At 58.5% G+C, this 1,307-nt stretch carries 1 protein-coding gene; it reads left to right on the top strand.

Annotated features, from left to right (window positions below):
• Positions 1–95: 95 nt before the first annotated feature.
• On the top strand, positions 96–1,301 hold the full coding sequence (locus tag ACVWY1_RS26070; RefSeq protein WP_457378950.1) for an ISL3 family transposase: 1,206 nt from the start codon (positions 96–98) through the stop codon (positions 1,299–1,301).
• The last annotated feature ends 6 nt before the right edge of the window (positions 1,302–1,307 follow it).

Raw genomic sequence — 1,307 nt, 5'->3', positions numbered from 1 at the left:
GGTTCTTCACGGAATCCCGGGAAAGACAGAAACAAGAACGCCGGTTTGATGGATGATGTTCGTGCGAGCAAACACATCTACAAACCGGCGTTCTTGTGCACGATATTAATACGTTTCTGCCCTTTTGGGAGGGCTTTTCTGTCACCGCGATCCGGCATGACGGCAACGACCTGTTGATCGACCTGATTCCGCAGCCCACCAGATTCCCCACCTGCAGCGGCTGTCATCAGCCCAGCACCGCCATCCACGAATACTGTCAGCGCTCAATCCGTGACCTGCCCATTCTTGGCCGGGCGGTGCGATTGAATGTCGAGCTGCGACGCGTTGGGTGTAGCGCATGTGGCAAGCGAATGGAGTCAGTCCGCTGGCTTGACCGCTATTCGCGGATGACCAGGCGTTTGTCCGAAGCCGTGATCCAGGCTTGCCAAAGACTGCCCACCTTGCACGTCGCGGAGCTGTTTGGTTTGCATTGGGACAGCGTGCGTTTGCTGGAGCGGCGGGCGCTACAGGCCGCACTGGAGAAGCTGCCGAGGGCCCAGCCCAGACGCTTGGTGATGGATGAGTTCGCTCTGTTCAAAGGGCATCGCTACGCCAGCGTGGTGTTGGATGCCGACACTCGCCGGGTGCTGTGGATTGGCGAAGGGCGTAGCCGAGCCGCTGTCAGGCCCTTTTTCGAGGAGCTGGGGCCGGAGGGCTGTGCACGGATCGAAGCAGTGGCAATGGACATGAACACCGCATTTGACTTGGAGGTGCGCCAACATTGCCCTAGGGCACGCGTTGTCTATGACCTGTTTCATGTGGTCGCCAAGTATGGGCGAGAGGTGATTGACCGGGTACGGGTCGATGAGGCCAACCGCCTGCGCCAGGACAAACCCGCGCGCAAGGTGATCAAGCAAGCGCGGTGGCTGCTGCTGCGCAATCCAGAGAACCTCAAGCGAGAAGATCAGCAGGTACATCTGCAGGATCTGCTGGCGGCCAACCAATCGCTGATGACAGTTTACTTGATGAAGGCAGAGCTCAAAGCCCTGTGGTCGCCTACCACCGCTTGGGGGTGGCGATCAGCCTGGAAACAGTGGCTGCGCTTGGCTGCTGAAAGCGAAATACCGGCGCTGAAGCAGTTTGCTAGACGGCTGAAGGGATACTGGCGCGGCATCCTGAGCAGGGTGCGATGGCCCATGCACACCGGGCAGTTGGAAGGCATAAACAACCGGATCAAGGTGATCAAGCGGATGGCTTACGGCTACCGGGACAGCGAATTCTTTTTCATGAAGATCAAGTATGACTTTCCCGGCAATCCGTGAAGAACC

Source organism: Pseudomonas sp. TE6288 (assembly GCF_054062095.1).
Note: the sequence above shows the minus strand (reverse complement) of the source record. Positions and strands in the feature narration are given on the sequence as shown.